This is a genomic window from Streptomyces sp. NPDC048496, assembly GCF_043200055.1.
Taxonomy (GTDB): Bacteria; Actinomycetota; Actinomycetes; order Streptomycetales; family Streptomycetaceae; genus Streptomyces.
On sequence record NZ_JBICXB010000042.1, the window covers coordinates 1 to 24,478 of the forward strand.

General features: G+C 70.7%; 24 protein-coding genes. 19 read left to right on the forward strand and 5 right to left on the reverse strand.

What is annotated here, in order from left to right:
* Positions 1–152 precede the first annotated feature (152 nt).
* The 4 genes from ACGFSA_RS27715 (at position 153) to ACGFSA_RS27730 (ending at position 3,694) form a co-directional block, all read left to right on the forward strand.
* Positions 153–866, forward strand: a complete 714-nt coding sequence (locus ACGFSA_RS27715; RefSeq protein WP_393308718.1) for an ABC transporter permease — start codon at positions 153–155, stop codon at positions 864–866.
* 3 nt (positions 867–869) lie between these two features.
* Positions 870–1,544, forward strand: a complete 675-nt coding sequence (locus ACGFSA_RS27720; protein ID WP_393308720.1) for an ABC transporter permease — start codon at positions 870–872, stop codon at positions 1,542–1,544.
* 60 nt (positions 1,545–1,604) lie between these two features.
* Positions 1,605–2,582 (forward strand): ABC transporter substrate-binding protein, encoded by a 978-nt coding sequence (locus ACGFSA_RS27725; protein WP_393308722.1) that lies wholly within the window; start codon positions 1,605–1,607, stop codon positions 2,580–2,582.
* A gap of 107 nt (positions 2,583–2,689) precedes the next feature.
* Entirely contained in the window at positions 2,690–3,694 is a 1,005-nt protein-coding gene (locus tag ACGFSA_RS27730; protein ID WP_393308724.1) for a hypothetical protein, read from the forward strand.
* 30 nt (positions 3,695–3,724) lie between these two features.
* On the opposite strand, the gene ACGFSA_RS27735 is transcribed toward ACGFSA_RS27730, so the two are convergent.
* Together ACGFSA_RS27735 and ACGFSA_RS27740 are read right to left on the reverse strand one after the other, a co-directional pair.
* Complete coding sequence (locus ACGFSA_RS27735; RefSeq protein WP_393308726.1) at positions 3,725–4,867, reverse strand: NADH-quinone oxidoreductase subunit D; 1,143 nt, start codon at positions 4,865–4,867, stop codon at positions 3,725–3,727.
* Positions 4,868–4,982: 115 nt separating this feature from the next.
* Positions 4,983–5,990, reverse strand: a complete 1,008-nt coding sequence (locus ACGFSA_RS27740; RefSeq protein ID WP_393308728.1) for an SAM-dependent methyltransferase — start codon at positions 5,988–5,990, stop codon at positions 4,983–4,985.
* 96 nt (positions 5,991–6,086) lie between these two features.
* Between ACGFSA_RS27740 and ACGFSA_RS27745 the strand changes: the two genes are divergently transcribed.
* Both ACGFSA_RS27745 and ACGFSA_RS27750 read left to right on the forward strand, forming a co-directional pair.
* A complete protein-coding gene (locus tag ACGFSA_RS27745) occupies positions 6,087–7,286 on the forward strand; it encodes a sensor histidine kinase (RefSeq protein ID WP_393308730.1) in 1,200 nt (399 codons plus the stop codon).
* A 43-nt stretch (positions 7,287–7,329) separates the two neighbouring features.
* Positions 7,330–8,007 carry a response regulator gene (locus ACGFSA_RS27750; RefSeq protein WP_393308732.1) on the forward strand — a complete coding sequence of 226 codons (678 nt, stop codon included), beginning with the start codon at positions 7,330–7,332 and terminating at the stop codon, positions 8,005–8,007.
* An 80-nt stretch (positions 8,008–8,087) separates the two neighbouring features.
* On the opposite strand, the gene ACGFSA_RS27755 is transcribed toward ACGFSA_RS27750, so the two are convergent.
* Positions 8,088–9,200 (reverse strand): DUF5937 family protein, encoded by a 1,113-nt coding sequence (locus tag ACGFSA_RS27755; RefSeq protein ID WP_393308734.1) that lies wholly within the window; start codon positions 9,198–9,200, stop codon positions 8,088–8,090.
* A gap of 104 nt (positions 9,201–9,304) precedes the next feature.
* On the opposite strand from ACGFSA_RS27755, the gene ACGFSA_RS27760 reads away from it, so the two are divergent.
* Positions 9,305–9,580 (forward strand): hypothetical protein, encoded by a 276-nt coding sequence (locus tag ACGFSA_RS27760; RefSeq protein WP_393308736.1) that lies wholly within the window; start codon positions 9,305–9,307, stop codon positions 9,578–9,580.
* Between the two features lie 71 nt (positions 9,581–9,651).
* Here ACGFSA_RS27760 and ACGFSA_RS27765 read toward each other — a convergent pair whose 3' ends face one another.
* Positions 9,652–10,851 (reverse strand): threonine aldolase family protein, encoded by a 1,200-nt coding sequence (locus ACGFSA_RS27765; protein WP_393308738.1) that lies wholly within the window; start codon positions 10,849–10,851, stop codon positions 9,652–9,654.
* Positions 10,852–11,032: 181 nt separating this feature from the next.
* Here ACGFSA_RS27765 and ACGFSA_RS27770 point away from each other — a divergent pair, with 181 nt between their 5' ends.
* The 10 genes from ACGFSA_RS27770 (at position 11,033) to ACGFSA_RS27815 (ending at position 19,141) form a co-directional block, all read left to right on the forward strand.
* Positions 11,033–11,992 carry a Rossmann-like and DUF2520 domain-containing protein gene (locus ACGFSA_RS27770; protein ID WP_393308740.1) on the forward strand — a complete coding sequence of 320 codons (960 nt, stop codon included), beginning with the start codon at positions 11,033–11,035 and terminating at the stop codon, positions 11,990–11,992.
* On the forward strand, positions 11,989–13,002 hold the full coding sequence (gene panC / locus ACGFSA_RS27775) for a pantoate--beta-alanine ligase (protein ID WP_393308742.1): 1,014 nt from the start codon (positions 11,989–11,991) through the stop codon (positions 13,000–13,002). The genes ACGFSA_RS27770 and panC overlap by 4 nt, the downstream gene beginning before the upstream one ends.
* The gene (locus tag ACGFSA_RS27780) at positions 12,999–14,750 is read left to right on the forward strand and encodes an L-aspartate oxidase (protein ID WP_393308744.1); all 1,752 of its coding nucleotides are present in this window, start codon (positions 12,999–13,001) and stop codon (positions 14,748–14,750) included. The genes panC and ACGFSA_RS27780 overlap by 4 nt, the downstream gene beginning before the upstream one ends.
* Positions 14,751–14,752: 2 nt before the next feature.
* Positions 14,753–15,796, forward strand: a complete 1,044-nt coding sequence (gene nadC / locus ACGFSA_RS27785; protein WP_393308746.1) for a carboxylating nicotinate-nucleotide diphosphorylase — start codon at positions 14,753–14,755, stop codon at positions 15,794–15,796.
* The gene (locus ACGFSA_RS27790; protein ID WP_266984380.1) at positions 15,796–16,593 is read left to right on the forward strand and encodes a type III pantothenate kinase; all 798 of its coding nucleotides are present in this window, start codon (positions 15,796–15,798) and stop codon (positions 16,591–16,593) included. Before nadC ends, ACGFSA_RS27790 begins: the two co-directional genes overlap by 1 nt.
* Positions 16,594–16,731: 138 nt before the next feature.
* Positions 16,732–17,304, forward strand: coding sequence for a hypothetical protein (locus tag ACGFSA_RS27795; protein ID WP_393308810.1), 573 nt, complete (start codon positions 16,732–16,734; stop codon positions 17,302–17,304).
* Between the two features lie 61 nt (positions 17,305–17,365).
* A complete protein-coding gene (locus ACGFSA_RS27800; protein WP_366689403.1) occupies positions 17,366–17,545 on the forward strand; it encodes a hypothetical protein in 180 nt (59 codons plus the stop codon).
* A 122-nt stretch (positions 17,546–17,667) separates the two neighbouring features.
* Positions 17,668–18,084 carry a BlaI/MecI/CopY family transcriptional regulator gene (locus ACGFSA_RS27805; protein WP_393308749.1) on the forward strand — a complete coding sequence of 139 codons (417 nt, stop codon included), beginning with the start codon at positions 17,668–17,670 and terminating at the stop codon, positions 18,082–18,084.
* A 57-nt stretch (positions 18,085–18,141) separates the two neighbouring features.
* Positions 18,142–18,651 carry an amino-acid N-acetyltransferase gene (locus tag ACGFSA_RS27810; RefSeq protein ID WP_366133586.1) on the forward strand — a complete coding sequence of 170 codons (510 nt, stop codon included), beginning with the start codon at positions 18,142–18,144 and terminating at the stop codon, positions 18,649–18,651.
* Between the two features lie 154 nt (positions 18,652–18,805).
* Positions 18,806–19,141, forward strand: coding sequence for an Lsr2 family protein (locus ACGFSA_RS27815; RefSeq protein ID WP_393308751.1), 336 nt, complete (start codon positions 18,806–18,808; stop codon positions 19,139–19,141).
* Here the strand turns inward: ACGFSA_RS27815 and ACGFSA_RS27820 are convergent.
* Complete coding sequence (locus ACGFSA_RS27820; RefSeq protein ID WP_393308753.1) at positions 19,120–19,758, reverse strand: SCO3374 family protein; 639 nt, start codon at positions 19,756–19,758, stop codon at positions 19,120–19,122. The genes ACGFSA_RS27815 and ACGFSA_RS27820 overlap by 22 nt on opposite strands.
* A 430-nt stretch (positions 19,759–20,188) precedes the next feature.
* Here ACGFSA_RS27820 and ACGFSA_RS27825 point away from each other — a divergent pair, with 430 nt between their 5' ends.
* Positions 20,189–22,717 (forward strand): ATP-dependent Clp protease ATP-binding subunit, encoded by a 2,529-nt coding sequence (locus ACGFSA_RS27825; RefSeq protein WP_366133555.1) that lies wholly within the window; start codon positions 20,189–20,191, stop codon positions 22,715–22,717.
* Between the two features lie 1,014 nt (positions 22,718–23,731).
* Positions 23,732–24,433: a M23 family metallopeptidase gene (locus ACGFSA_RS27830; RefSeq protein ID WP_393308755.1), complete on the forward strand. Its 702-nt coding sequence runs from the start codon at positions 23,732–23,734 to the stop codon at positions 24,431–24,433.
* Positions 24,434–24,478: the final 45 nt, after the last annotated feature.

Consider the following 24,478-nt stretch of genomic DNA (forward strand, 5'->3'; position numbering starts at 1 on the left):
GCCGGACAGAACAACCGGAGGACAGCCCAGCAGGGCGTCAGTCAGTGGTGGAGCCACGACCACCGGAACCCGGCTACGAGTATCAATGTCAGTGGTCGGGGATAGGGTCGCCAGACATCGGTACGGACCGGCGATCGGGAGGTGGGGGACGGATGACCGGACAGAACTGCCTGGTGACGAACGACTGGATCTGCGGCGAGTATCTCCGTTCCCGTAGCCAGGAGTTGACCGATGCGACTGTTCAGCACATCTGGCTCACCGCTGTCTCGGTGGTGATCGGACTCCTGGTGGCATTTCCGCTGGCGCTGCTCGCGCGCCGCAGCCGGCGTATTGCGGGGCCGGTGCTCGGACTGACGACGGTGCTCTACACCGTGCCGTCGCTGGCGATGTTCTCGCTGCTGCTGCCGCTGTTCGGGCTCTCGGCCGCGCTGGTCGTCACCGGACTGGTGCTGTATTCGCTGACCATTCTCGTACGGAACATCCTGGCCGGGCTCGAAGCCGTGCCGCAGGAGGCGAAGGACGCCGCGAAGGGCATGGGATACGGGCCGGGCCGACTCCTGTGGGAGGTCGAACTCCCGCTCGCTCTGCCCGCGGTGATGGCAGGGATCCGGATCGCCACCGTCTCCACCATCGCGCTGACCACGGTCGGCTCGATCGTCGGCAGAGGCGGCCTCGGCAACCTCATCGAGGACGCCCTGCCGAGCTTCTTCAAGGCACAGGTGCTCACCGCTTCGGTGCTCTGCGTGCTGCTCGCGGTGGTGGCGGACCTGCTGCTGCTCGGGGTGCAACGGCTGCTGACGCCCTGGACCCGCATACGCACGACGCGCGACGCCGTGGGTGCGGTCGCCAAGGTGAAGGCGGTCTGACCCATGGGAGTACTCGGCGAGGCCTGGACCTGGCTGACCACCGGCGCCAACTGGTCGGGGGAGAGCGGGGCGGGGCACCGGCTCGGCGAGCATCTGTACGTCAGCGGGGTGTCACTCGCGTTGGCCTGCGGGATCGCGCTGCCGGTCGCTCTGTACCTGGGGCACATCGGGAAGGGCGGTGCACTGGCCGTGAACCTCTCCAATGTGGGGCGGGCGATCCCGGTCTTCGCGGTGCTGGCCCTGTTCATGGTGTCGCCGCTGCGCAACGCCGGTTATGTGCCGACGATCACCGCGCTGGTCCTGTTCGCCGTGCCGCCGCTGCTGACCAACGCCTATGTCGGGATGACGGAGGTGGACCGGTCGGTGGCCGAGGCGGCGCGCGGCATGGGGATGTCGGGCGTCCAGCTCTTCGTACGGGTCGAGCTCCCGCTCGCCTACCCGATGATCATGACCGGTCTGCGCTCGGCGGCGGTCCAGGTGATCGCCACGGCGACGATCGCCGCCATGGTCGGTCAGGGCGGGCTCGGCCGCATCATCACCGCCGGCTTCAACACGTACAACACACCGCAGGTGGTTGCCGGAGCGCTGCTCGTCGCCGTGCTCGCCCTGGCGGTGGAGGCCGTGCTGGTGGGGCTGGACCGGGCCCTGTCGCCGCTCCGCCGCCGCCGGACCGCCTGACCCATCCGATTTACCCGACACGACTCGTAATCAGCCCTGTTGCTGTGGACGGAGAACATCATGAGCAAGACCTCGCGCATAGCGGGCGCGGTCATCGGCATGGCCGCACTGGCCGGCTCGCTCGCCGCCTGCGGCGGCGACAGCCTGGAGAAGGACAAGGGCGGCTCCGCCGCGTCCGGTGACTCGGGGAAGAAGGGCTCGCTCGTCGTCGGCGCCGCGGCCTTCACCGAGTCCAAGGTGCTCGCCGAGCTGTACGCACAGATCCTCGCCGACGCCGGTTACAGCACCTCGGTCACCACGGTGAAGAACCGGGAACTGTACGAGCCGTCCCTGGAGAAGGGCGAGATCGACGTCGTACCGGAATACGCCGCGACGATCGCCGAATTCCTCAACGCCAAGGCGAACGGCGCGAAGACGGCGGAGAAGAATCCGGTCGCCTCCGGTGACGCGGCGGCCACCACCGCCGCGCTGGAGAAGCTCGCCGCCCCGCGCGGACTGAAGGTGCTCCCGTACGGCGAAGCGGTCGACCAGAACGCGTTCGCGGTGACCAAGGAATTCGCAGACAGGAACAAGCTCAAGACCCTTTCGGATCTGGGTGCGTCCAAGCTGAAGGTGAAGATCGCGGCGGGTGACGAGTGCGAGGTGCGGCCCTTCTGCGCACCGGGTCTGAAGAAGACGTACGGCATTGATGTCACCGGTGTCGACCCGAAGGGAGTCGGCACCCCGCAGTCCAAGCAGGCCGTCAAGGACGGCAAGGACCAGCTGGTCCTCACGACCACCACGGACGCGGTGCTGGACAGCTTCGACCTGGTGTTCCTGGAGGACGACAAGAAGCTCCAGAATGCGGACAACGTCGTTCCGGTTCTCAATGCCAAGGACGCCGGAGCGCAGGACATCGCCGATGCGCTCGGCAAGCTCACCAAGACGCTCACCACCGAGGACCTCGCGGAACTGAACCGCAAGGTCGACGCCGAGCGTGCCAAGCCGGCCGATGTGGCCAAGGACTATCTGCAGTCGAAAGATCTGATCAAGAAGTAGGAGGGGGACCGCTTCGGGGGCCGCCGGGTAACCCGTCAGGTAACCGCCGTGGAACAGATTGCCGGGCGGCCTCCCAAGCGACCCGCACGCACGGTAAATTTCAGGCCATGCCACGCGGACGTCATCGCCATTCGCCACCTCTGCACAGAATCCTTCCGCCTTCGGTCGTCGCCGGAGCGTCGGTCGTCTGTGCTGCGGGCGCCTGGCTCCTCGCCGAGCCCCTGGTCCTGCGCGGACTGGTCGCCGCCGCTGCGGCCGCCGCCGTCACCGGTGCGTATCTGATGCGCTCCTGGGACCGGGAGGCCGGCCGTCGCGTCGCGGAGCTGATGCGTGCCCGCACAAGCGATGAATGGAAGACCGAGGAGCGCATCGCGGAGCTCGAGGCCGACCTGGAGCAGTCGCGGGCCCTGCGCGTCCGACTGGAGACGAAGCTGCGCGGCAAGCGTGTGGAGCTCGCCGGTCTGCGCGGCGAGCACGCCGACCTGCTGCGCCGTTACGCCAACGCCGAGACCGAGCGGGCCAGCGCACTGGAGGGACGCAGGCAGCTCGCGCTCGAAGCAGCCGCCTCGCCCCGGGAGCTGCCCGACGCCCGCTCCGCACCGACACCGGCCGCGTACGCGCGCGCCGCCCAGGCCCTGCAGGACCTCACTCGCAACGCCGCGCTCCAGGAGGCCCGCCGCACCGCCGAGCAGGCCAGGAAGCGCGATCTCGCGGAGCGCGCCCAGGAGGCGGAGGAGCGCAAGGGGAAGCACGCGGCGGCCGCCGCCGAGCAGCACCGCCGCCCGTCGGCCGCCCTGTCCCCGGCCCGCCCGTCCACCGCGCTCCCCGCGCAGCGCGCCGTCCCGGCCGCCAGCGCGGTCGTTCCGTACGCCGCGTCCCGCCGTCATCCGGTGCCGCAGGGCAGCTTCGACTTCTTCGGTACGCAGAAGGCGCGCGCCGCGATCGAGTCCGTGCAGAACGAGGACCTCGCGGACGTGGTCGGCGAGGAGGCGCTGGCAGCGCACCGCACGGGGACGGCACAGAACCGCGCCGTCGGCAAGGTCATCGACCTGACCGCGCACGACGAGACGGAACAACTGGACGTCGTGGAGCTGCGCAGCGCGATCTCGTAGGCCCTGCCCCGCCGCCGGTCGTCGGCGGAGCTACTTGTCGATGTCGCCGACGACGAAGAACAGCGAGCCCAGGATCGCGACCATGTCGGCGACCAGCGTGCCCGGCAGCAGCTCGGTGAGCGCCTGGATGTTGTTGTACGAGGCGGAGCGGAGCTTCAGCCGGTACGGGGTCTTCTCGCCCTTGGACACCAGGTAGTACCCGTTGATCCCGAGCGGGTTCTCGGTCCAGGCGTAGGTGTGGCCCTCGGGGGCCTTCAGCACCTTGGGCAGCCGCTGGTTGATCGGACCGGGCGCCAGCCCGGCCATCCGGTCCAGGCAGGCGTCCGCCAGGTCCAGCGAGTTGTGGGTCTGTTCCAGCAGGCACTCGAACCGGGCCAGGCAGTCGCCCTCGGTGCGCGTGACGACCTTGAGGGTGTCCTGCAGTTCCCCGTACGCCAGATACGGCTCGTCGCGCCGCAGATCGAAGTCGACCCCGGAGGCGCGGGCGATCGGCCCGGACACCCCGTACGCGTGCACGGTCTCGGCGGACAGCACACCGACATCGCGGGTACGGCCCCGGAAGATCTCGTTGCCGAGCACCAGCCGGTCGTACACGTCCATCCGTGAGCGGACCGACGCGACGGCGTCCCGGGCGCGGCCGAGCCAGCCCGCCGGGAGGTCCTCCTTGAGGCCGCCGACCCGGTTGAACATGTAGTGCATCCGGCCGCCGGAGACCTCCTCCATCACGGCCTGGAGCTCCTCGCGTTCCCGGAAGGCGTAGAACACCGGGGTGATGCCGCCCAGTTCGAGCGGGTACGAGCCGAGGAACATCAGGTGGTTCAGCACCCGGTTCAGCTCGGCGAGCAGCGTCCGCGTCCAGACCGCGCGCTCCGGGACCTCCATGCCGAGCATCCGCTCGACAGCCATCACGACACCCAGTTCGTTGGAGAAGGCCGACAGCCAGTCGTGACGGTTGGCGAGCATCACGATCTGCCGGTAGTCGCGCGCCTCGAAGAGCTTCTCCGCACCGCGGTGCATATAGCCGATGACCGGCTCGGCGTGCTGGATCCGCTCGCCGTTGAGAACGATCCGCAGACGGAGCACACCATGGGTCGAGGGGTGCTGCGGCCCGATGTTGAGCACCATGTCGGTGCTCTCCGCCGCGCCACCGATGCCGACCGTCGTCTCCGTCATACGGCCAGTATTCCCTGCGCGCCGCACAGCGCGCTCCGGGCCCCGGGCTTTCCGGCCCGTCCGCCCGGCACCCCGGGCCGCGTTGCCTCCGGGGCGCTGCCGCGGAGCCTGCTCGTCAAACGCCGGAGGGGCTCGACAGGCTCGCCCCGACCCGTTGCATCAGCCACCCGAAATCGCCCAGCCCGCCCCGTGCGGTCAGCTCGGCCGCCTCGCCCGCCGACGCCAGCGCCCGCACATACGCCGCCGGGTCGGTCGAGGCGAGTGCGAGCGACGGCCGCTCCCCGCTGACCCCCAGCCCCCGCAGCGCCTCCCGCTGATCCACCACCTCCGGCTCCGTCCCGCCCCCCGCACCCGCCGCCGCGCACGCGTCCAGCGCCACGTGCGAGGTCAGGTCGCAGCTGCCGTCCGGCACCGGCCGCACCTCGCGCCCGGCCCGGAAACCGGTCAGCGTGCCGAACAGCGGCCGCGCCTCCCGTACGTGGGCGTAGTCGACCGCCACCGCGAGCCCTTCGGACAAGGTGGCGACCGCCCGCGCCCACGCCTCGTCGCGCGGCCGCCCGATCTCCGCGCGGCTGCCGGGACCGGCCGACGGCCACCAGCGGCGCAGCCACTCGGCGTCCGCTCCGGTCACCGGTGCGCCCAGCCGTTCCGTGCCGTCCGCCGTCCGGACAAGCACATACCGGTCGACGCCGTCCGCGTCGGTCTCCGCGACCGGCGTCGGCACGTTGTCCAGCCACTCGTTGGCGAACAGCAGCCCCCGTACCCCCTGCGGCGGCTCGGCGCACCACTCGATCCGGGGGTCAAGACCCGGCGGCCGGGCGGCGATCTCCACCGCGTACGCCCGTACCGCGAGCCCCGCCGGGGCGATGCCCGGCAGCGCCGCCAGCACCCCCGTCAGCAGCTCGCCCCGCCCGGCCCCGAGGTCGACCAGATCGACCCGGTCCGTTCCCAGCTCCCGCGCCGTCCCGGCCAGCAGCCTGGCCACGGCGGCGGCGAACAGCGGCGAGGCATGTACGGAGGTACGGAAATGCCCGGCAGGCCCCTCGGGGCTCCGGTAGAACCCCCCGTCCCCGTACAAAGCGGCCTGTGCCGCCTCCTGCCACCCACGCCACTCATCCGTCACGGAGCCAAGTCTCCACCCTGGGGAGTATGGTCCCGGGAACCGGATCGGCCCTTCGGCTGACCCAGTCACCTGTCGGCCTTCCCTACGCTGGGTCACGTGCAGCGCCTCTACGACTTCATCCGCAGACACCCGACGGGCGTCGACATCTTCTGGGCTGTCGTGCTCCTCGGTCTCTCCGGCCTGTCCGTGGTGGCCGACCCGAGCCGCGGGTCGGAGCGGCTGCCCGCCGTGCCGGTCATCATGGGCCTCTGCCTGGTCGTCGCGCTGCGCCGCAGGGCACCGGAGAAGATGCTGCTGCTCGCCGTCGCGATGGGCGTCGCGCAGCTGGCGTTCGGTGTCAGGCCGAACGTCGCGAACTTCGCCATGCTGGTGATTATCTTCACCGTGGCCACGGTCGGTGAGCGCTGGGCGTCCCGGCTCGCGCTGGTGTGCAGTCTCTGCGCGGCCGGTGTCTCACAGCTGCGCTGGCCGAACGAGATGCGGGGCGGCTGGGCGCAGGAGGTCTTCGTCGCCGTCGTCATGACGGTGCCGTTCGTGCTCGCCTGGGTGCTCGGCGACTCGATGCGGACCCGGCGGGCGTACTTCGACCAGCTGGAGGAGCGCGCCGCCCGGCTGGAGCGGGAGCGCGAGGCGCAGTCGAAGGTCGCGGTGGCCGCCGAGCGGGCCCGTATCGCCCGCGAACTGCACGATGTCGTCGCGCACAACGTCTCCGTCATGGTGGTGCAGGCCGACGGTGCGGCGTACGTGATGGACGCGGCGCCCGACCAGGCCCGGCAGGCCCTGGAGACGATCTCCAGCACCGGCAGGCAGGCCCTCGCCGAGATGCGCCGGCTGCTCGGCGTGCTGCGGACCGGCGACGCCCGGGAGAGCGGGGAGTACGTCCCGCAGCCCGACGTCGAGCAGATCGAGGAGCTGATCGAGCAGGTCAGGCAGACCGGCCTGGCAGTGGACTTCAAGATCGAGGGCACCCCGCGCCCGCTCCCCAGCGGGGTCGAGCTGACCGCGTACCGCATCGTGCAGGAGGCCCTGACCAACACCCGCAAGCACGGTGGCCCGGACGCCGGTGCGAGTGTGCGGCTGGTCTACTTCGACGACGGGCTCGGGCTGCTGGTCGAGGACGACGGCCGGGGCGCCGCGCACGAACTGTACGAGGACGGCGGCGCCGACGGCGCGGGCCACGGAATGATCGGCATGCGGGAGCGGGTCGGCATGGTCGGCGGCACGCTCGACGCCGGGCCGCGCCCCGGTGGCGGTTTCCGGATCAGCGCGCTGCTGCCGCTCAAACCCGCCCACTAGCCCACTGACCCGTGCTGGACAGGAACAGGAGACAAGAACCCTCATGGCGATCCGCGTGATGCTCGTCGACGACCAGGTGCTGCTGCGCACCGGTTTCCGGATGGTGCTCGCAGCCCAGCCGGACATGGAGGTCGTCGCCGAGGCCGGCGACGGCGCGGAGGCGATCGAGAACCTTCGTTCCACCGCCGTGGATGTGGTGCTGATGGACGTCCGCATGCCGAGGCTGGACGGCGTCGAGGCGACCCGGCGCATCTGCGGCGGGCCCGATGCGCCCAAGGTGCTCATCCTGACCACCTTCGACCTCGACGAGTACGCCTTCTCCGGACTGAAGGCGGGAGCCAGCGGCTTCATGCTCAAGGACGTGCCGCCGGGTGAGCTGCTCGCCGCGATCCGTTCGGTGCACAGCGGAGACGCGGTCGTCGCCCCGTCCACCACGCGGCGACTGCTCGACCGCTTCTCGTCCCTGCTGCCGAGCAGCGGCAGCGAACCGCAGCACAAGGACGTCGGCAAGCTCACCGAACGCGAACGCGAGGTGATGCTGCTGGTGGCGCAGGGCCTGTCGAACGGCGAGATCGCGGCACGCCTGGTGCTGTCCGAGGCGACGGTGAAGACGCACGTCGGCCGCATCCTCACCAAGCTGAACCTGCGCGACCGGGTGCAGGTCGTCGTCCTCGCATACGAGACGGGGCTGGTGCGGGCCGGCGGGGGCGGGACGGGCTGACCGGCGTCGCGGTCTGACCGCGGGACCCGTCCGGGCTTACGCACAGGCGGCGGCACCGGGCCCACGGCGCCCGGTGCCGCTTACCGCAGAACACCCTCCAGGAAGTCGCTGCCGAGCCGGGCCACCACGGTCAGGTCCAGCTGGTGCAGTACGTAGCGGCCGCGGCGTCGCGTGGTGACCAGGCCGGCCTTCTTCAGTACCGAAAGATGCCGGGAGACCTCGGGTGCCGTGATGCCGTGCGAGTCGGCGAGTTCACCGGTGGTGTACGGGGAACGGGCGAGGTTGCGGCACAGGCGCATCCGCATGGGGTGGGCCAGCGCCTCCATCCGCAGCTGCAGGAGCTCGACCGAGGCGGGGGACGGCAGCTCCGGGCGGTGCACCGGGTAGTGGATCACCGGGCGCCAGCCGGGTGCGTGCAGCACCATCAGATGCGGCCAGCCGAAGCTGGACGGGATGAGGGTCAGCCCGGCGCCGATGGACGGGTCGGTCGCGGTGGTCGAGCCCTCGGTCATCTTGTCGACGCTGATCCGGCTGCCGCTCTCGTCGAGCGAGAGTGCTGCGGACACCGCGCCCAGCGCCTCGCCGGCGCCCTTGCGGCGCAGCAGATCCGTCTTGTGCCGGGCGTCGGCGACCAACTGGACCTGGACCCGGCGCCAGGTGTCCGCGAAGAACGCCTCGTCGCAGTCCTCGAAGAGGCGCCGGACCCAGCGGCGTACGGGGGCGGGGTCGGCCAGCAACTGCCGGGTGAACTCCACCTGCCGCAGACCGCGCGCCGCCGCCATGTCCAGGGCCCGGGCGCGCATGCCCGGGTCGCTGAGCGGGGAGGGGGCGCCGATCCCGTACAGGCTGGCGCAGGTGAACTCCAGGGCGGAGGCGACGAACCGCTCGTCGTCCAGCCGGTCGAGGATGTCGAGGTCCTCGGCGAGCGTCGCCCCGGTCCTGCCGTCACCGCCACGGACCCCGGCGAACGCCATGAAGACGTCCGAGAACGTGTTCCGCCACAGGAACTCGGCCTCGTGCAGCCGGTCGGCCAGGTCCGGCTCCAGCGCACTGCCGGTCGCCGTCGCCCAGCCGTGCAGGCCGGGGTGGTGCCCCGGCTCGGAGAGCGCATGCAGCGCGAGCCCCAGTTCGGCGAGGGGCGAGGTCTCGAAGACGATGCGCTCGGACGGCAGTCCCGCGATGTCGATGTTCACGCTCACCCCTCCATAGTGCGGGGTGCGGAGAGAGCGTCACGCGCCATTTGACGGTGGTCGTCAATCGACGGGCCGGACCCGCCGGAGCGGCCCAGGCTGAGGTCATGGACGCGATGCAGCAACACATGATCGACAGCTACCGCGCGGCTCAGCACGGGGAAGCGCCGCCGCCCCTGCCTGGCCGGCACGACTGGGAGGTCGTGCGGGAGGCCCGCGACGCCCGCCGCTTCGAAGCGGTGATCGAAGGCCGTCCGGCGAACCGCCGCTGGAGAACGGCCCTACGGGAACGCCTCACCCGCCGCATGCCGGGCATCCTCGGCCGGTCCGGCAGCCCCGCCCGGCCCGTCGGTCCCGGCCCGTCCGGCCCGTCCGGCGTGTGAGGACGGAACGGGTGCTCGGACGACCGGGGCGCCCGCCGACCGGGGCGGCGGCCCTGGCGCCACCGGTCGGTCTAAGCCAGCCGTCGCACGAACTCCCCCACAGCCTCCCGTACATCCCGTTTCGTCCACTCCAGTCCCTCCTCCGCCACCGTGACCTCCGTGAACGACATCCCGGGCGGCCCCGCGGCGGCCGGGTGCCACCTGTGGAAGAGCGCCATGCCCGTCTCCTCCGCCTGCCGCACTCCCGCCTCCGTCAGGACATCCGCCGGGTACGGCAGCCACACCTGGAACTGATGCGTGTGAGGCGGCTCCGGATGCACCCGGAACCACGGCACCGCGGACTCCGCGAACCCCTCGGCCAGCGCCCCGGCCACCACCTTCGCCTGCGCCACGTACGAAGCCAGCTTCGGCAGCTCCCGTTCCAGGCCGATCAGTGCGGCCAGCGCCGCCGGGAACTGCTGGAAGAGCTGCCCGCCGTACCGGTGGCGCCAGGTGCGCGCCTCCTCGATCAGGGACTCGGGACCGGCGAGCGCCGCCCCCGACAGCCCGCCGAGGCTCTTGTAGAACGACACGTACACGCTGTCCGCCAGCGCCGCGATCTCCGGCAGCCCGCGCCCGAACCGGGGGGCGCACTCCCACAGCCTCGCGCCGTCTATGTGCACCACCGCGTCACGTTCGCGCGCGGCCGCCACCACGGCCTCCAGCTCCTCCCACTCCGGCAGGACGAATCCGGCGTCGCGCAGCGGCAGCTCCAGCATCAGCGTGCCGAACGGTTCGGCGAAGTCGCGGATCTCCTCCGCGGTGGGCAGCCGCGGCGCGGACGTCGGATGGACGGTGCGCAGCCCGCTCACCACCCCCAGCGCGCCGCGCTCGTGCACCTCGGGGTGGGCGAGCGGGTGCAGCGCCACGGTCGGATTGCCGGTGCGCCCCGCCCAGCAGCGCAGGGCGACCTGCTGCGCCATCGTCCCGGTAGGGAAGAATGCCGCCGCCTCCATGCCGAGCAGCCCGGCGATCCGCGTCTCCAGCTGGGCGACGACGCCGTTCCCGTAGATGTCCGCGGGCTGGTCCGGGTCGGCGACGGACGCGGCGTGCGCGGCGAGGTCGGCCAGCTGTTCTCCGAGGGTGCGGTCGGGCTGCGGCCGCGCCAGGATCCGCTCGGCCCGCCGCCAGGCGTCGAACCGGCGAAGGCGCTGCGCCTGTTCGTCGTCCGGGGAGCCACCCCGTACCTCGTCCCGTACCTGCACCTGCACCTGCTCATCCGTGTCTGACATGGGACGATCATCACGCAGAACGCCGCCCCTGCCCACACCTTTGCGCGGCCCCTGCCCCGCCGGCGATCCACGTGTTCGTCCACAGCCTGTGGACGGCCGGGAGTCCGGACGAAACGCTGGCGTAGCATGCAGAGAAATCGTCCGGTACCCCCCGCGGACTGGAACGGAAGGCCATCGCCGCGTGAACGCAACAACACCCAGGGAGCCCCTCGACGCGAGGGACCGCCCCGCCCGCCTCACCGTCGGCGTCGTGGGCGCCGGCCGCGTCGGCCCCGCCCTCGCCGCATCCCTGCAGCTCGCCGGACACCGCCCGGTCGCCGTCTCGGGTGTCTCCGACGCGTCCGTGCGCCGCGCCGCCATGCTTCTGCCCGACGTGCCCCTCGTGCAGCCCGCAGAGGTGCTCGCCCGCGCCGAGCTGGTGCTGCTGACCGTCCCCGACGACGCCCTGCCCGGCCTGGTCGAGGGCCTCGCCGAGACGGGCGCGGTCCGCCCGGGACAACTGATCGTCCACACGTCGGGGCGCTACGGGACCCGGGTCCTGGACCCCGCACTGCGGGCCGGTGCCCTGCCGCTCGCCCTGCACCCGGCGATGACGTTCACCGGCACCGCTGTCGACGTACAGCGGCTGGCCGGCTGCTCCTTCGGAGTCACCGCCCCCGAGGAGCTGCGGCTCGCTGCCGAGGCTTTGGTCATCGAGATGGGCGGCGAACCCGAATGGATCGCGGAGGAGTCCCGTCCGCTCTACCACGCGGCGCTCGCCCTCGGCGCGAACCACCTGGTCACCCTGGTCGCCCAGTCGATGGAGCTGCTGCGCGCGGCAGGGGTCGCGGCCCCCGACCGGATGCTCGGCCCGCTCCTCGGCGCCGCACTCGACAACGCGCTGCGCTCCGGTGACAACGCGCTGACCGGCCCGGTGGCCCGCGGCGACGCGGGCACGGTCGCCGCGCACATCGGCGAGCTGCGCAGGCACGCCCCGCAGACCGTGGCCGGTTACCTCGCCATGGCCCGTGCCACCGCCGACCGGGCGCTCGCGCACGGCCTGCTCAAGCCGGAACTGGCGGCGGACCTGCTCGGCGTCCTGTCCGACGGCGGGACAGGTTCGGGCGGCGCGGGCAGCACCGAACCGGGAGGGACCCGATGAACACGACCGGAGCGACCACGCTGCTGCGTACGGCGGCCGAACTCGACGCGTTCGGCGCACGCACGGGACCGCGGGCCGTCGTCATGACGATGGGCGCCCTGCACGAGGGCCACGCCACCCTGATCCGTGCCGCACGCACCGCCGCGGGCCCGGACGGCCAGGTCGTCGTCACCGTCTTCGTCAACCCGCTGCAGTTCGGTGAGGCGGCGGACCTCGACCGCTACCCCCGTACCCTCGACGCCGATCTCGCCGTCGCGGGCGCGGCCGGCGCCGACGCCGTCTTCGCCCCGTCCGTCGACGAGGTCTACCCCGGCGGCGAACCGCAGGTCAGGATTGACGCGGGCCCGATGGGCGAGCGTCTGGAAGGTGCGTCCCGCCCGGGACACTTCGACGGGATGCTGACCGTCGTCGCCAAGATGCTGCACCTCACCCGCCCCGATGCCGCGTTCTTCGGACAGAAGGACGCCCAGCAGTTGGCGCTGATCCGCCGCATGGTGCGCGATCTGAACTTCCCGGTGGAGATCGTCGGCGTGGAGACGGTCCGCGAGCCCGACGGACTCGCGCTCTCCAGCCGCAACCGCTTCCTCGACGCCGAGGAGCGCCGCACCGCCCTCGCCCTCTCCCGGGCCCTGTTCGCCGCCCGGGACCGGCTCGCCGCCCAGCAGGCGCTGCACGCCCGCGCGCAGACCACTACGGCGACGACGGGCCGGGCCGCCGCGCTCACCCGCCTCGGTGAGGTCCGCGCGGCCGCCGACACCCAGGCGGTGGCCTGGGCCCGGCCCGGCGACGGACCCGCGGCGGTACGCGCCGCCGCGCGGACGATCCTCGACGACGCGGCCGCCGCGCAGCCCCCGCTCGCACTGGACTATCTGGCGCTCGTGGACCCGGCCGACTTCACCGAGATCCCCGATGACCGGACCACCGGCGACGCGATCCTCGCCGTTGCCGCGCGGGTGGGTGCCACCCGACTCATCGACAACATCCCGCTGACCTTCGGAGCCGACACGTGACCGGAATACGGCTGACCGCCCCCGCCCCCGGCTGGGCCATCGACGCGGATGTCGTGGTGGTCGGCTCCGGCGTCGCCGGCCTCACCACCGCGCTGCGCTGTGCGGCCGCGGGCCTCGCCACCGTCGTCGTCACCAAGGCCCGCCTCGACGACGGCTCCACCCGCTGGGCGCAGGGCGGCATCGCGGCGGCGCTCGGCGAGGGCGACACCCCCGAACAGCACCTGGCCGACACCCTGGTCGCGGGCGCGGGGCTGTGCGACGAGTCCGCGGTGCGGACCCTGGTCACCGAGGGCCCCGACGCAGTACGCCGCCTGATCGAGACCGGCGCGCAGTTCGACACCAGCGACACCGGCGACATCGCGCTCACCCGCGAGGGCGGCCACCACCGCCGCCGTATCGCCCACGCGGGCGGGGACGCGACGGGCGCCGAGATCTCCCGCGCCCTGGTCGATGCGGTCCGCTCCGCCGCCCTCCACACCGTGGAGAACGCCCTGGTGCTGGATCTGCTGACGGACGCCGAAGGGCGTACCGCGGGCGTCACCCTGCACGTCATGGGCGAGGGCCAGCACGACGGCGTCGGCGCGGTCCACGCCCCCGCGGTGATCCTTGCCACCGGCGGCATGGGCCAGGTCTTCTCCACCACCACCAACCCGCCGGTCTCCACCGGCGACGGTGTCGCACTCGCCCTGCGGGCCGGTGCGGAGGTCTCCGACCTCGAGTTCGTCCAGTTCCACCCGACGGTCCTCTTCCTCGGCGCGGACTCAGAGGGCCAGCAGCCCCTCGTATCGGAAGCGGTACGGGGCGAGGGCGCCCATCTGGTCGACGCGTCCGGTACGCGGTTCATGGTCGGGCAGCACGAACTGGCGGAGCTGGCACCCCGCGACATCGTCGCCAAGGCCATCACCCGCCAGATGCAGCTGCACGGCACCGAGCACATGTATCTCGACGCCCGCCACTTCGGCGCCGAGATGTGGGAGCAGCGGTTCCCCACGATCCTGGCGGCCTGCCGCGCCAACGGCATCGACCCGATCACCGAACCTGTCCCGGTGGCGCCCGCCGCGCACCACGCCTCCGGCGGCATCCGCACCGACCTGCGCGGCCGGACGACGGTCCCGGGCCTGTACGCGTGCGGAGAGGTCGCCTGCACGGGCGTGCACGGCGCGAACCGGCTGGCGTCCAACTCGCTCCTGGAGGGGCTGGTCTTCGCCGAGCGCATCGCTGCGGACATCGTCGCGAACGGTCCGCGCACCGCGCAGGCACCGGCCTCCGAAATGCCGGCCGCCGGACTCCCCGCCCCCTCCCCGCTCCTTGACCCCGAGGTGCGGCCGCAGATCCAGCGGATCATGACCCAGGGCGCCGGAGTTCTCCGTTCCGCAGCCAGCCTCGCCACCGCGGCCGACGAGCTGGAGGCCCTGCACCGCAGCGCCGCCGTCGACGCCGAGGCGGCCGAGCCCAAGGTCGCGGTGCCCGGCGTCGAGGCATGGGAGGCCACCAACCTCCTCCTCGTCTCGCGCGTCCTGGTCGCTGCCGCCCGGGAGCGTGAGGAGACCCGCGGCTGCCACTGGCGCGAGGACCGGCCCGAGCGCGACGACGAGACCTGGCGCCGCCACCTCGTCGTCCGGCTCACCCCCGACCGGCAGCTGGTCCTGGTCCCTACGGAGTCCGAGGCATTCCCGCCCGTACGCGCGACGGGGGCACCAGACTGCGCAACAGCACCCACGAACCACCCCACTCCCGAGGAGCCGTAACCGTGAGCACGCCCGAAGAGAATCCGCGCCCCACACCCGTGGACGTACCGCTGATCCAGATCGGCGCGCCCGCACCGGCCGCGGGCGGCTGCGGCGACGCCTGCGGCTGTGGCGGGGAGGAAGGCTACGAGCTGGACCCCCTGGAGTGCGGTCTCGACCCCGACCTCGCCCAGCTGCTCGCCGACGCGGGCCTCGACCCGGTCCAGGTCGAGGACGTCGCGCACGTCGCCATCGAGGAGGACCTCGACGGCGGTGTGGACGTCACGACCGTCGCCACGGTCTCCGAGGAGGCCATGGCCACCGGTGACTTCACCGCCCGCGAGGCCGGTGTCGTCGCGGGTCTGCGCGTCGCCGAGGCCGTTCTCTCCATCGTCTGCACGGCCGAGTTCGAGGTCGAGCGCCATGTCGAGGACGGCGACCGCGTCGCCCCCGGCCAGAAGCTGCTGACCGTCACCACCCGCACCCGTGACCTGCTCACCGGCGAGCGCAGCGCGCTCAACCTGCTCTGCAGGCTCTCCGGCATCGCGACCGCGACCCGCGCCTGGGCCGATGTGCTCGAAGGCACGAAGACGAAGGTCCGCGACACCCGCAAGACCACCCCGGGCCTGCGCGCCCTGGAGAAGTACGCGGTGCGCTGCGGCGGCGGCGTCAACCACCGGATGTCGCTCTCCGACGCCGCGCTGGTCAAGGACAACCACGTCGTCGCGGCGGGTGGCGTCGCCGAGGCGTTCAAGCGGGTGCGGGACGAGTTCCCGGACGTACCGATCGAGGTCGAGGTCGACACCCTGGACCAGGTCCGCGAGGTCCTGGAGGCGGGAGCCGACCTGATCCTGCTGGACAACTTCACCCCGTCCCGGACCGAGGAGGCCGTCGCGCTCGTCGGCGGCCGCGCGGTCCTGGAGTCCTCCGGCCGGCTCACCCTCGACACCGCCAGTGCCTACGCCGCCGCAGGCGTCGACTACCTGGCCGTGGGCGCGCTCACCCACTCCTCGCCGATCCTCGACATCGGCCTGGACTTCCGCGACACCGACGGGGCCGGCGTCTGATGCTGCTCACCATCGACGTCGGCAACACCCACACCGTCCTGGGCCTGTTCGACGGTGAGGAGATCGTCGAGCACTGGCGGATCTCCACCGACGCCCGCCGCACCGCGGACGAGCTCGCGGTGCTGCTCAACGGCCTGATGGGCATGCACCCGCTGCTCGGCGAGGAGCTGGGCGACGGCATCGAGGGCATCGCGATCTGCTCCACGGTCCCGGCCGTCCTGCACGAGCTGCGCGAGGTCACCCGCCGCTACTACGGCGACGTGCCCGCCGTGCTCGTCGAGCCGGGCATCAAGACGGGCGTCCCGATCCTGATGGACAACCCGAAGGAGGTCGGCGCGGACCGCATCATCAACGCGGTCGCGGCTGTCGATCTCTACGGCGGCCCGGCGATCGTCGTCGACTTCGGCACGGCGACCACCTTCGACGCGGTCTCCGCCCGGGGCGAGTACGCGGGCGGGGTCATCGCCCCCGGCATCGAGATCTCGGTCGAGGCGCTCGGCGTGAAGGGCGCCCAGCTCCGCAAGATCGAGCTGGCCCGGCCGCGCAGCGTGATCGGCAAGAACACGGTCGAGGCCATGCAGGCGGGGATCGTGTATGGCTTCGCGGGTCAGGTCGACGGCGTCGTCGAGCGCATGAAGAAGGAGCTGGCGGCCGACCCGGACGACGTCACCGTCATCGCGACCGGCGGCCTTGCTCCGATGGTGTTGGGGGAGTCCTCCGTCATCGACGAGCACGAGCCCTGGCTCACGCTCATCGGGCTGCGACTGGTGTACGAGCGCAACATCGCCCGGATGTAGGGCACGCGCCGGGTACCTGCGGGAACGGCGCGGCGGCGCGGAGGCTGCCGCCGCGCCGCCGTCGCCCAGCTAAACGGATTTTGTCCATTTAGCACGTATTGTCGCGTTATGCCCACGCCTTACGGATCACGCGGCGGTATGGCGTTCAGCGCGGACGAGCTGCGTGTGCTCCGACGCGCCCTCGCCAACGCCCTCCGCCCCACGCCCCTGCCCGACGAGGACGTCCAGGACTGCCTGCGGCTCGCGAGTTCCCTGGACGAGGCGGTCGGGGAGGCGGGACGGCTGCGTGCGTTCCTCCTCGCCGACCTCGTCCGCTACCGCGACGCCCTGCCAGGCTCGGTCGCCCGCTATCTGGAGCTGCTCCAGGATGCCCTGGCCGCCGGATACGACCCCCGCCCGGAGGATCTGGCAGCCCTGCGCACCCAACGGGGCAGACCGGTGGCCGCAGCGCTCCTGGAGCGCTGTCACGTGCTCGCCGAGCGGTCGGTGCGGGCCCGTCTCGCCGGACGCGCCGTCCCCACGACAGCACCCGCCCCGCGCAGCCGTCTGCTCGCCCTCCCCGGCGGCCGGGCCGCGACCACGGAACCCGAAAAGCCGAAGACCCCGGCCCGTCCCGTGCCACCGTCCGAACGTCCCGCCCCGAAGCCCTCGGAAGTCTTCCCTCCTCGCCGTCGGCCCGTACCGCCCTCGCAACAACGCGCCGCGGGGTAGCCGCGCCGGACGACGGAGGGGTCGCGCGGAAGTCCGTACCGGGATCGTTACTCTGGATCCCATGGACTACGTATCCGCGCTCGTGCCCCCCGTGGTGATGGCCGCCTTCTTCATCGGCCTCGTCGTGACGATCGTCAAGAGCCAGGGCGGCCCGAACAAGGCCAAGGAGGACGCGGCCGTGGACTCGGCGCTCAGCCGCGCCGAGGCGGCGCAGCAGGCACCGCGGACCGAAGGCGTCTGACCGGTACGGCGCGTACCGCACCTCGCGCACCGCATGAAGGGCGTGCGGCTCATCAGGAGCCGCACGCCCTTTTGTTGCACAAATAACCGGTCATTCCAGACATCTAGCACTAAGGTGACGCTGTGCCTCGCCAATTGGGAGAGCTGGAAGACGCCGTGATGACACGGGTCTGGCAATGGAACCGTCCGGTCACCGTGCGGGAAGTCCTTGAGGACCTTCAGAAGGAACGGTCCATCGCGTACACGACCGTCATGACGGTAATGGACAATCTCCATCAGAAGGGCTGGGTGCGCAGGGAAGTCGAAGGCCGCGCATATCGATATACGGCGGTCTCCACCCGCGCCGCCTACTCGGCCGCACTGATGAACGAAGCCTGGTCCCACAGCGACAACCCCGCCGCCGCTCTTGTCGCCTTCTTCGGCATGATGTCCGCCGAGCAGCGGGAAGCACTCAGTGACGCGATGCGGATCGTATCGCCGGAGCTGCCGGAGACCGGCGATCGCCCGGCCGACGACGCGGACACGGAGTCCGGGCGATAGCGTCGGGCCATGTCCTCAGAGCTTCCGCATACCGATTTCCGTACCGAACCGTCGGTTATGAACGCGGCCATCACCGTCCGGCGTGCCCGGACGGGCGATGTACCCTCGGTCCGCCGTCTCCTCGACGGGTACGTGCGCGAAGGCATCCTGCTCGACAAAGCGACGGTGACGCTTTACGAGGACATCCAGGAGTTCTGGATCGCGGAACGCGACGAGGACGCCCGCGTCATCGGCTGCGGCGCACTCCATGTGATGTGGGAAGACCTTGCGGAAGTCCGTACTCTTGCGGTCGATCACAGCATCAAGGGCGCCGGAGTGGGGCATCAAGTGCTGGACAAGCTGTTGCAGACCGCCCGCTGGCTGGGCGTGCGCCGGGTTTTCTGTCTGACCTTCGAAGTCGACTTCTTCGCCAAGCACGGCTTCGTGGAGATCGGAGAGACGCCGGTCGACACAGATGTCTACAGCGAGCTGCTGCGTTCCTATGACGAGGGCGTGGCAGAGTTCCTCGGTCTCGAACGCGTGAAGCCGAACACCTTGGGTAACAGCCGGATGCTTCTGCACCTGTGACCGTCGGAAGACACCGGAAGACACCGGAGCCCTATGTCCGAATCGCGCATGTTTCCCGTGTTCTTGCGCTCCTGAACCTCTCCCAGGGGTTTGTGTTTTCCGGGGAAAAGCGGTTTCCTTTCCGCGTACTGCATTTTCGATGAAAGGAAATCCCGTGGCACAGAAGGTTCAGGTCCTTCTTGTCGATGACCTCGACGGTGGCGAGGCGGACGAGACGGTGACGTTCGCTCTGGATGGCAAGACGTACGAGATTGACCTCACCACGACCAACGCGGACAAGCTCCGTGGTCTTCTTGAGCCGTACACCAAGGGTGGCCGGCGTACCGGTGGCCGTGCCGCGGTGGGTCGTGGCAAGGGTCGCGCCGTTACCGGTGGCAACAAGGACACCGCTGAGATCCGTAAGTGGGCGCGCGAAAACGGTCACAATGTGAATGACCGTGGTCGTGTTCCGGCAGAGATCCGCGAGGCTTACGAGAAGGCCAACGCCTGAACTGCCGACCGATCCGTCGACAGTTCCTTTGCCGACAGCTCCGCTGCCGGTTGCAGCGTTGCCGTCCGCCCCGTCCGGGCATGCATCAACCGGGCCCGGTGGCATTCCGTTGCCACCGCGTCCACGAGCCGTACGAGATCGGGAGCATCCCCACCCCTGCTCCCGAGGCCGGCGAGGGCCGGGAGCTCCGGCTTCCCCTCGTGCCGCAGCTCGGGGGGCCGCAGCCACGCGGCGGCCCCCGGCGAGCCAGGAGCCCAGCCGGGCGGCATCGGTGCGATGATCCGCCCGCCCGTACCGACGGCGGTCAGCGCGAGGGAGACCCCGCCCCACTCCAGCCAGTCGAGCAGCCCCGGTAGCTCGTCGGCGCTCCCCGCGGCCACCAGCAGCCCCATGGTCCGCCCCGTCAGCGCCACGGGTCCCGTGTGCCCCAACCGCCGCAGCGCCGCGTACCCCGCGGCCGCAGGCAGTTCCAGGACGTCGAACCGCAGCCCGGTCGGCAACTGCACCGGAGCGATCCCTTCCGTCGGCCAGCCGAGTTCGTGCTCGTACCACCACGCACAGTCACCCTTGCGCTCGTCGGCGGGCGCTGCGCGTGGGGGCGGGACGGTGAGGGCCATACCCGAAGAACTGCCGGACCGCCCCAAGGGTTACGCAGAGTCGGCAACTGTGTGCACAGTGTGTTCATGATGGGGGCGCACGAGCGCATTTCCGCGCGCAGGAATGTTCGCCCGTAGCGGAGGGAACCGGCGCGCGCCGCATGGACTGTCTGTAATTGCGGGTAAGAACATCCCTAGTGGGGAGGGGCGACACGCGGCGCGGCACGTCTCACGTTCGCCATCGGCGTACTGGCGATAGGGGTATCTGCCTGGCCTGCGGGAACATCGTCTCGCACCATCGGGTTGGAGCAGTTGTCGGCGTTCGGGGCAGGAGGCCAAGGACGGGTGTCGGCAGTTGGAATGAGCGGTCCCCGCTTGCGGGACTAAGCTGCGGAAGGACAGGGAGGGGACCGACCCCTTACTGCCTGACCGCTCTGAGGAGCGATTAACGATGTTCGAGAGGTTCACCGACCGCGCGCGGCGGGTTGTCGTCCTGGCTCAGGAAGAAGCCCGGATGCTCAACCACAACTACATCGGCACCGAGCACATCCTCCTGGGCCTTATCCACGAGGGTGAGGGTGTCGCCGCTAAGGCCCTGGAGAGCCTCGGGATTTCGCTCGAGGCGGTCCGCCAGCAGGTGGAGGAGATCATCGGCCAGGGCCAGCAGGCCCCGTCCGGGCACATCCCCTTCACTCCCCGAGCCAAGAAGGTCCTGGAGCTGTCGCTCCGCGAGGCTCTTCAGCTTGGCCACAACTACATCGGCACGGAGCACATCCTGCTCGGCCTGATCCGCGAGGGCGAGGGCGTCGCCGCCCAGGTCCTCGTGAAGCTGGGCGCCGACCTGAACCGGGTGCGGCAGCAGGTCATCCAGCTGCTCTCCGGGTACTCGGGAGGCAAGGAGGCGGCCACCGCTGGCGGCCCCGCGGAGGGCACGCCCTCCACGTCCCTGGTGCTCGACCAGTTCGGCCGGAACCTCACCCAGGCCGCTCGCGAATCCAAGCTCGACCCGGTCATCGGGCGCGAGAAGGAGATCGAGCGGGTCATGCAGGTGCTCTCCCGCCGTACCAAGAACAACCCGGTCCTCATCGGCGAGCCCGGCGTCGGCAAGACGGCGGTCGTCGAGGGCCTGGCGCAGGCCATCGTCAAGGGCGAGGTGCCCGAAACCCTCAAGGACAAGCACCTCTACACCCTCGACCTCGGCGCGCTGGTCGCCGGGTCCCGCTACCGCGGTGACTTCGAGGAGCGCCTGAAGAAGGTCCTCAAGGAGATCCGCACCCGCGGCGACATCATCCTGTTCATCGACGAGCTCCACACCCTCGTGGGTGCGGGCGCCGCCGAGGGCGCGATCGACGCCGCCAGCATCCTCAAGCCCATGCTGGCGCGAGGTGAGCTCCAGACGATCGGTGCGACGACGCTCGACGAGTACCGCAAGCACCTGGAGAAGGACGCCGCTCTCGAGCGCCGCTTCCAGCCGATCCAGGTCGCGGAGCCGTCGCTGCCGCACACCATCGAGATCCTCAAGGGTCTGCGCGACCGCTACGAGGCCCACCACCGCGTCTCCATCACGGACGAGGCGCTGGTCCAGGCCGCGACGCTGGCCGACCGCTACATCTCGGACCGCTTCCTGCCGGACAAGGCGATCGACCTGATCGACGAGGCCGGTTCCCGGATGCGTATCCGCCGGATGACCGCGCCGCCGGACCTCCGCGAGTTCGACGAGAAGATCGCGGGTGTCCGCCGCGACAAGGAGTCGGCCATCGACTCCCAGGACTTCGAGAAGGCAGCGTCCCTCCGCGACAAGGAGAAGCAGCTGCTGGCGGCGAAGGCCAAGCGGGAGAAGGAGTGGAAGGCCGGCGACATGGACGTCGTCGCCGAGGTCGACGGCGAGCTCATCGCCGAAGTCCTGGCCACCGCCACCGGCATCCCGGTCTTCAAGCTGACGGAGGAGGAGTCCTCCCGACTGCTGCGCATGGAGGACGAGCTCCACAAGCGCGTCATCGGCCAGAAGGACGCCATCAAGGCCCTCTCGCAGGCGATCCGCCGTACGCGAGCCGGTCTGAAGGACCCGAAGCGCCCCGGTGGCTCGTTCATCTTCGCCGGCCCGTCCGGTGTCGGTAAGACCGAGCTCTCCAAGACGCTCGCCGAATTCCTCTTCGGCGACGAGGACGCGCTGATCTCCCTCGACATGTCGGAGTTCAGCGAGAAGCACACGGTTTCCCGCCTCTTCGGTTCTCCCCCCGGTTACGTGGGTTACGAAGAGGGTGGCCAGCTCACCGAGAAGGTGCGCCGCAAGCCGTTCTCCGTCGTCCTCTTCGACGAGGTCGAGAAGGCCCACCCCGATATCTTCAATTCCCTGCTCCAGATTCTGGAAGACGGTCGCCTGACCGACTCCCAGGGCCGGGTCGTGGACTTCAAGAACACGGTCATCATCATGACGACCAACCTCGGGACCCGGGACATCTCCAAGGGCTTCAACCTGGGCTTCGCCGCCCAGGGCGACGTCAAGACCGGCTACGAGCGGATGAAGAACAAGGTCAACGAAGAGCTCAAGCAGCACTTCCGCCCTGAGTTCCTCAACCGTGTCGACGACACGGTCGTCTTCCACCAGCTCACCGAGGAAGACATCATCCAGATCGTCGACCTCATGATCGCCAAGGTGGACGAGCGCCTGAAGGACCGCGACATGGGCATCGAGCTCAGCTCGGAAGCCAAGTCGCTCCTGGCGAAGAAGGGCTACGACCCCGTGATGGGCGCCCGGCCGCTGCGCCGGACGATCCAGCGCGAGATCGAGGACATCCTCTCCGAGAAGATCCTCTTCGGTGAGCTGCGCCCCGGTCACATCGTGGTCGTCGGCACCGAGGGCGAGGGTGAGGAGAAGAAGTTCACCTTCCGCGGCGAGGAGAAGTCGGCGCTGCCCGACGTCCCGCCGATCGAGCAGGCGGCAGGCGGCGCCGGCCCGAACCTGACGAAGGACGTGTAAGGGCGCGCTGAGCGTCCGAGCATCCGAAGGGGGCTGCCCCGGGACCGTTTCGTACGGTCCCGGGGCAGCCCCCTTCGCCGTGCCGTCAGGTGCGCACGATGAGCCCCTCGCCGCCGATGATCTGCGAACCGCCGATGAGGTCCACCCGGAGGCCGGGCAGAGCTTCGAGCGGGGACAGATCGATGAGCCCCCGCGTGGGGCCGGGGCGAGCAGGAGCGACTCCCCTGCGGGAAAGATGCGGGGAATCTGCTCCAGCCCGCCCTCGCCCGTGGTGAAGCGGAGCACCGGATCCCTGACGGAGGGAAGGGCCGCCCCGGCTTCGAACTCCGCCGGTGACACCACAGGTACGGCCGGGCGGGTCACCTGAGGCGCCCGTGAGACGGTGTCGCCCGGCCCGGGTTCCACATCCAGCGGTCCGTTGACCGGAGCGGGGTGTTCACGGCGGCCGCAGTGGCCGGCCGTCAGGCGAGGAGGCCTTGTGGGTGCGGCCCGTCGCACGGGACGCGTCGGCGCCCGCGTCCACCACCCAGGCCGGGTCAGCGCGGTCGCTGGTCATCGCTCTCCCGCCCCGGGAGCTGAGTTCTGCCGTGACAGCGCAGTCAGGTTGCATGCCGAATGTCCCGAATCGGACGGTCTTCGGTCCTCGCGGCAGTGACAAGGCGCACACCCCCTTTGGGCCCTCCTACGAGACATAGGAGACGGGTCCGTGATCGCGGACGGGGCCCTCGCCCCGCAGTGGAACGGGACCTTCGGTGCGACGGGAGGAGGGGACCGAAACACTGCAACATGTCCGTTTCGGGCGGTTTGGAACTGGGGTTAAACCAGTTTGGTCGAGGAGATTCGGCCGAGTTGCGTGCCGGGGGTCCGGGGCCCGTGACAACGAGTTCCCTGGGGCGCGAATACGACTTTTCTTAGTAGATGGGGTGTTTGAGCACAAGTGGGGCGGCGGGTTACCAAGGGATGGCCAGCCCGGCGGACAAGCCGGGTCCACTCGCATCCGGAGGATCCCCGCTTATGTCGAAGCGCGTTACGTTCCAGCACTCCCGCCGCCCGTCCATGTCCCGTGTCCGTGGCGCCGTGGTGGCAGCCGGCCTGGGAACGTCGATGGTTCTCGGCGCGGGCGCTGCGTTCGCGGCCGCCCCGGCGAGCGTCCCCGGCACCGCGAGCCTGATCGGCAACACGGCGGCCGACTCGGTCGCCGCGCAGGCGGCGGCGCAGGCCAAGGCGGCGGTCAAGAAGGCCGGTGCGGCGGAGCAGGCCGCGCGCAGCTCCGCCAAGGAAGCCGCCGGCAAGGCCGCTTCCTGGATGACGCCGGTCCGCCACTACGCGCTGAGTGCCAGCTTCGGCACCGATGGCAGCCGCTGGGCTCACAAGCACTCCGGCCAGGACTTCGCCGTGCCGATCGGGACCACTGTCCAGGCCGCGCACTCCGGCACCGTCGTGAAGGCCGGCCCGAACGGCGGCGGCGACGGTCCCGCGTACGGCAACGCCATCGTGATCAAGCACGGTAACGGCACGTACTCGCAGTACGCGCACCTGTCGCGGATCGACGTGCGCATAGGCCAGACCGTGGGCACGGGCGAGAAGATCGCCCTCTCGGGCAATACCGGTAACTCCAGCGGCCCGCACCTGCACTTCGAGATCCGTCACACCGCCAACTACGGTTCGGCGATCAACCCGGTCTCGTTCCTGTACCGGCAGGGCGTCACGGTCTGACCCGACCTGACGGCCGCACCACGGCCCGGATCCCGCTCGCGCCCC